2 protein-coding genes, 1 tRNA gene and 1 pseudogene are annotated in these 6,000 nt (G+C 65.8%); all 4 read right to left on the reverse strand.

Translation table 11 applies throughout. The annotated features are described in order from the left end of the window. Positions 1 to 210: 210 nt before the first annotated feature. Positions 211 to 283, reverse strand: a tRNA-Ala gene (locus L1066_RS08355). A 141-nt stretch (positions 284 to 424) separates the two neighbouring features. Then, on the reverse strand, positions 425 to 1,219 hold the full coding sequence (gene sepX / locus L1066_RS08360) for a divisome protein SepX/GlpR (protein ID WP_235735912.1): 795 nt from the start codon (positions 1,217 to 1,219) through the stop codon (positions 425 to 427). An 82-nt stretch (positions 1,220 to 1,301) separates the two neighbouring features. Then, positions 1,302 to 1,490: pseudogene (locus tag L1066_RS08365) on the reverse strand (GNAT family N-acetyltransferase); the annotation flags it as partial. 2,469 nt (positions 1,491 to 3,959) lie between these two features. After that, positions 3,960 to 4,115 (reverse strand): hypothetical protein, encoded by a 156-nt coding sequence (locus L1066_RS08370; RefSeq protein WP_235735913.1) that lies wholly within the window; start codon positions 4,113 to 4,115, stop codon positions 3,960 to 3,962. Positions 4,116 to 6,000: the final 1,885 nt, after the last annotated feature.

Consider the following 6,000-nt stretch of genomic DNA (forward strand, 5'->3'; position numbering starts at 1 on the left):
CACTGGGCCGAGCACCCAAAGACCTTCGAGGACCTCACGACGGACCGCCTCCATCACGCGACAGAGCGCCACCTGCACTTCACTCGCGACATATCGACCCGGAACGTGCTTGAGGGCGCACTCCGCGACCTCGACGACAGGCCCGACGACCAAGCAGAAACCGGTCTGATCCGGGAATCTTTCCCAGTTCAGACCGGTTGTCCGACGAAGTGGAGCTGAGGGGATTCGAACCCCTGACCTTCTCATTGCGAACGAGACGCGCTACCAACTGCGCCACAGCCCCAGGCACCACTCGGTGCGTCGAAAAAGATAGCACCACCGGCGTCCGTTGCCCGAATCGGGCCGCCCCTCGCACCACTCGGCCCTCGATGGAGTGAACATGCTCCAGATCGGCCGATGCAGCGCAGACTCACTCCATCGAAGGTCAGGAACCCACTGCGCGCTGCGGAGTCTCCCCGGCGTCGCGCTCGGCAGCGGCGGCCTCGTCGGCCTCACGGGCCAGCTCCGCGGACTCCTCGGTGCGGCCGGAGGTCCAGGTGTCGGGCGCGCCCAGGTCGATGGTGCGCACCGACCGGCGGACGGCCTTCGCCTTGCCCACGTACGTCGGCAGGGTCACCGGCACCGGGTCCCACAACTCTTCATCGATGACCGGGATCGTGGAGGTCTCCGCTTCGGGGCAGACCTCGTCGAAGCCCTGCTCGTTGCGGGCGACGACATAGGACTCGGGGACGTCGTCGTCCACGCCGTCCTCAGCGACCGCCTCAGCAGCACCGGTCGGCGAGACCAACTGCCGCGTCACGGCGCGCTCGGACTTCACCATCACGCGGCACAGCACCAGCCACACGACGACGAGTCCGCCCGGGACCGTCTGCCAGGTCCAGCCGAGCACGCCAGCAAGGGCGAGCGCGGCGACGAGAGCGTTGGCGCCGACCAACGTCAGCAGCACGCGGCGGCGACGCTGGGTGGCCCGACGAGTCACCTCACGCCGCGCCCGCAACCGGGCGGGCGAGACTGGTTCGGCGGGCGCCGAGCCCGGCACCACGAGCTCGGCGTCCTTCTCGTTCACCGGCTCCCTCCGGGCGAGCACCCGGATCGCGTCGGAGAACTTTTCGACTGAGCGTGCTCCGGCGACGTCCTCGTGGTGACGCATCGCCTTGGGAATCAGATAGAGGGTCCACGCGACGGCCACAGCAACGAAGATCATTCCGGACAGGTCCACGCCTCAGAGGTTAGGAGTCCTAGCCGAGGATGGGGCGCATGTCCATAGGTGTGTCGCAGAAAGACTCGTGTGACTCGTGTGGTCAGAGCGAGCGCAGCCGCGCGACCATGCCTCGTGGGCACTCCTCCGTGGTGATCGCGAACTGTCGATGGTCGCGCCACTCGCCGTCGATGTGGAGGTAGCGCTCGGCATAGCCGAACTCCTTCAGACCGAGTTTCTCCACCACCCGCAGGGAGTTCGCATTCTCCGGCCGGATCGAGATCTCGATCCGGCCCGAAATACGGCTCTGCCGGTGGTGAAACCGGTCTGGCGATTCATTGCCGAAAGCGCCCTCCATCGACGGTGATGGCGGCCATCGTGGCACGGCGTCACCTACGATGCCCGCAGTGTCACGCGGCTGCGCTCGCACGAGCTGCTGCCGCGACACCGGACATGCGCCCGGCTCTCGGCACAGGACTCCTGGGGCGTTTACGATGGCTGTGGCTCATCCGTAGGCGGCTCGCATCACCAGAACATTGCAGAGACCGTCCGGCATCCTGAGCTTCCGATGACGGAAGGATGCGCCGAGCTCGTGGTGCCGGCTCGCCCGCCGAGCGCCGTCTCGCCCCGCCCCGGTTGCGCCCACAGTCGGCAACGCTAAATCTCGCCCGCGCTCGCCCTTGCCCCCGTGGGTGGCTGGGCCAGACATGTAATAATGCTGTACTGCAACCAGTGGTGGCTACGCTTTGAGGCCGGCCAGTAACGCAGGCGTGCGGGACGGCGTGAGACGGCGGCGGGGTGTCGCGCAGCGGCGGGAGCTCGGCAGTGCCCGCGCGGACCCATTTGTGAGGAGGACCCGGTGACAGGCTATCCGCCGGTCATTTGCACCATCGACCTGAGGCGCGCCCGGCACCCCGGACCTCCGGCACGCGGCGTCCCGCGGCCCGTGAGCAGGCCGCCGCTATAGGCGGCAGCGCGCGAGGGTCTTCACGACGCTGCGATGGAGTGGTCTGCGCTGCATCGGCAGAGCATGTGCCCATCGAGGAGGCCGAGTGAGCGCGAGCGGGCGGCCCCCGGTGGGCAATATGAGTCTTATCTTTTTCGACGCACCAGTGAGTGCGCAGGGCTGTGGCCTGGTGTAGCGCATCTCGTTAATAGTCGAGTCAGGCTCCCTCAGCTCCACTTCGTCAGGCAACCGGTCTGAACTGGGAAAAAATTCCGGATCAGGGTGCCGACTCTACTGCTGGTCGTCAGGCCTGTCGGCCGGGTCGCGGAATACGCATAAACAATATGTCGCGAGTAATACCGCTCGCCGTGATGGAAGGCGTCCATCGTGGCAGGTCTCGCCGGAGAGTCACTGGTGCTTCGGCCCAATAAAGGCAAAAACATTTCTGTCGAATTTGCGAGGCGTTTGGGTCCGTAGACTTCGGTAACTTCGTGCGCTAGACCGATACCGCGAGAACTCTGAAGCCGGTCGGCCCGTCGGGAGACGGCATTCAGAAGTGATGGAGCACCGTGCGCAGCGAAGATATTAGCGCCGAGATGCGCCCGATGATATGTGGAGCTCGCGGTGAAGGATGGCTTCCGAGCCGATGGCCGCGCCTCTCGCTGCTCCTGGTTTCGGGCCCTAAACGTGCGAGGCAGACAATCTTCAGCAACTGAGAACACAATCGATATCAAACAAAAGTGTGGCTCAGGCGCAAATCCAGTTCAACGACAGGAAAGCTCGGCTTCATCGCAGGACGACGGCGAGGACGCGTCCACTTCTCCTGCATCAGACCAACAGCGCAAGTCGCTCGACAGATAGAAGATCAGCATTCGACCCCATAGGGCCGTCCCCAGGCCGCCTCCGACATGTGACAACAGAAGAACTGACGCTGGCTGGTGTCACTCATCGATCAACACCTGATGTCGTCATTATGCTGAGAAATACTGGCGCAACAAGTGTCGACGGCACCATCAGCGGCGAAATCTTCCGGCAGGCGCGATCAGCGGGACGACGTCTGAACCTCCTCGCGCTATCAACCACCGGGCAGATGACAACCGTCATCAGCAGTCGAGCGGGCCGACCAGTCGCGGGCATTGGTGCCGACGATAGTCACCTTTCAATACCCTGGCGATCGGCGGAGGCGCTGATCATGATCATCAGGTCGCTGAGCAGTGCCGATTGTCAGGGTTACCGGTAGCGTGATCTGTCCTGTGCCTGGGCCTTTCACGCCGCAGGCTTTCATGGAATCGCCTGTGCGATCATCTCTGTGCTCGCCCGCGTATATAGCGGTTTTCGCCGAAATGTTGGATTCGAGGCGACCACTCACACGGTTGGCTATACACCTGTAACGGCACAGCGCGTCCGCGACGGCCCGCTGTTTGCTCCGCAACAAAACCGCCCAGTGCACGCGGCACAAGCGGGCACAGACCAGTTCGCGCTTGGTCGGCCGACCTGCTGAAAAAACTGCCTTACTGGCGAACGCAGATCTGTTTTTCGACGGGCGTACGAGTGCTGGACTTCCAACGCCGGGCTGAAATCGGCGCGCTTTGTCGACATGGGTGTAGTTCGCCGCAGAATTGCAGGCACGGTACAGTGCTGTCTGATCCTGGCAGGGTTGACCCCGACTCGGGCGGCATCGAGGCCACCGCCGCCTGGCCGATCGTACTCCGCTGATGCGAGGCCGATACCGGAGCTGCCGTACGAACGCTACTGCCGGGCCATCCAGCAGGCGTGTTCCGATAGCCGCGGCGGCGCGACGCTCTGCCTTTCACGTCAGGCCTCGGCGGCGCCCTCGCTCTCGAACACGTCCCGGCCTTCAGGCTCGTTGAGATCGCTGGTGCCCGAGGCCGTGATGGCGCGGAGCGTGATCGATGCTCGGTGCTGCGCGTCGCTGAGCAGTCGCCATGGCCCTATATTCGGCAGCAACATCGATCCGATCGCGCAGCCGCTGGACGCTGCTGGAAGACGGCGGCTGCCAACTGGCTGGACTTCGCCGCGATCCGTCCTACCGGCGCCGCTCCACGTGGTGCTGTACCTTCCTGGCCGCGGCTCGAGCGGTCGCTGGTCCCCGCGCCGTCGCCAACTGCAGCCGGCGATGCTGGCGATCGTTGCCCGCCAGCGGTCAGCGTCAGCCGGGGGCGCGCCGACAGGATGCGATCAGCGATGGGCGGCCGCGGCCGAGTGGCGTCATCAGATGGCAGCCGACAGCGGCAGGCTCATCTGCCGCTGGCCATCCATCCCAGGCCGCAGCCAGCCAGATACAGGTCTGGCCAGATTGCTCGGCGAAGATGCAACGGCAGGCCGGAAGGCCGGGCAGCTGGATCCCCGTTCCGCACTCAGGCGCAGCTCGAGCGAGTCCGGCGCCGGCATCGATGGTCTGGCTCGCTGACAGCGATCTTCCGCGTGTCATCAGGTCAGCCGTGAGCCCTTCCGTGCCCGGCCAGGTGGGTGAGATCCTGGAAATTGCGTTCTGGCCGACAGAAACCGGCGCGACAGCTTCTTCGCCAGTGGTGACGGTGCCCTCAGTCCGGCGCGGCAGGCCCAGTGCACCGCTGCGCAGCAGCTCCGGCGCCTCGGCGACGAGACACCCGGCTCGCCCAGCAGGCCAGCAGCTCGAAGTGATGCGCAGCCCTCGCGCTCGGGGTCCGCTCTCAATGCGCCCAGTTACGTCAGCGGTGTCCGGCGGCGAACTGCGCGACAGGCAGCCCGGAAAACAACGCCCTTCCGCTGATCAACAACCGCCATTCGGCTCGCCTAAGCCACTCTCTCGACGTCCGCGACGCCGTCCTCGCTCCACAACGCGGCTCCTCGTCGGCCGAGCCCGCAGGCCTGCTCGCCAGGAGGGTCGACGATCTGCTGCTATGCGGGCACCAAATACTTTCGAACGGTCACTCGGTCACGCGTCCAGCTCGCTGGGCGAAGTGCGCTCGAGTTCGCAGCAGTGTCGACGCGCCCTCGGCATGGATGTCGCGGCGTCCGCAGTGGCACCAGCGTCCCGCCGGCTGGCGCGTCAGGTCGCCGAATGGCGAACGACCTCGCAGGCCGGCTGCGGGGGGCACTGCGCCGGCTCGCGGCCGTCCAGCAGGCGGCAGCGCCGCCCGGCCCGGCGCCGCCCGAAGCGAAGAGGCTTTGACCTCATTTCCGATTTACAGCGGCACCTAACTCTGCACGCCGTGCTGGCGAAAAACGAACTGCCGGCAACCTTTGAGTTCGCCGTCGAGCTGGCGCGCAGGCGCGCAGCTCTGCGGCCTCGAGTCGCACCCCGGCAGGTCGAACTCCTGCTCGCCGGCGGAGATCTGAAGACGACCGCCGGAACGCGATCGAGGAGTGCCGCTGGCGATCTCAAATGATGGCAATGAGCACCAGCGCGCGTCCCGACCGGCAGGCAACCAGGTTGCCAACCTCCCCCGATCGCGCCCCGATCTGGGCGACCTCGTCGGCATTGCCGCTGGCTAATTGGTGGAGGAGAGACGTCCGCGGCCTCGGCGATCGTGACCGAGCTCGGCCCCTGCCTGTCCTCCCAGGCGGCGCCGGGTTCTGCGGTGGGACTGGTGACACATCCCTGACCGTCGTCGAGGGCGAGGAACCGCGGCCTGGCGTCTGTCCCGGGTCTGACCATTCTCGGGACGCGCGCTGCATGCAGGTCGCCGTGGCCGGCGACAGGTGCGCGTCGGTGCTGTCCCGGTCGGCAGCGATTCCATTTCTTACTCATCCCCGCCGGAGCCGAGGCAGGCCGTTGCCCCGCCCTACCCCTCCCGGGCGTCGGCGTGCTCGAAAAATTGTGGCGAGTGAAAGCGTACTCACAGACCCTGAA

The sequence above is a fragment of the Nocardioides alcanivorans genome, from assembly GCF_021555175.1.
Lineage (GTDB): Bacteria > Actinomycetota > Actinomycetes > Propionibacteriales > Nocardioidaceae > Nocardioides > Nocardioides alcanivorans.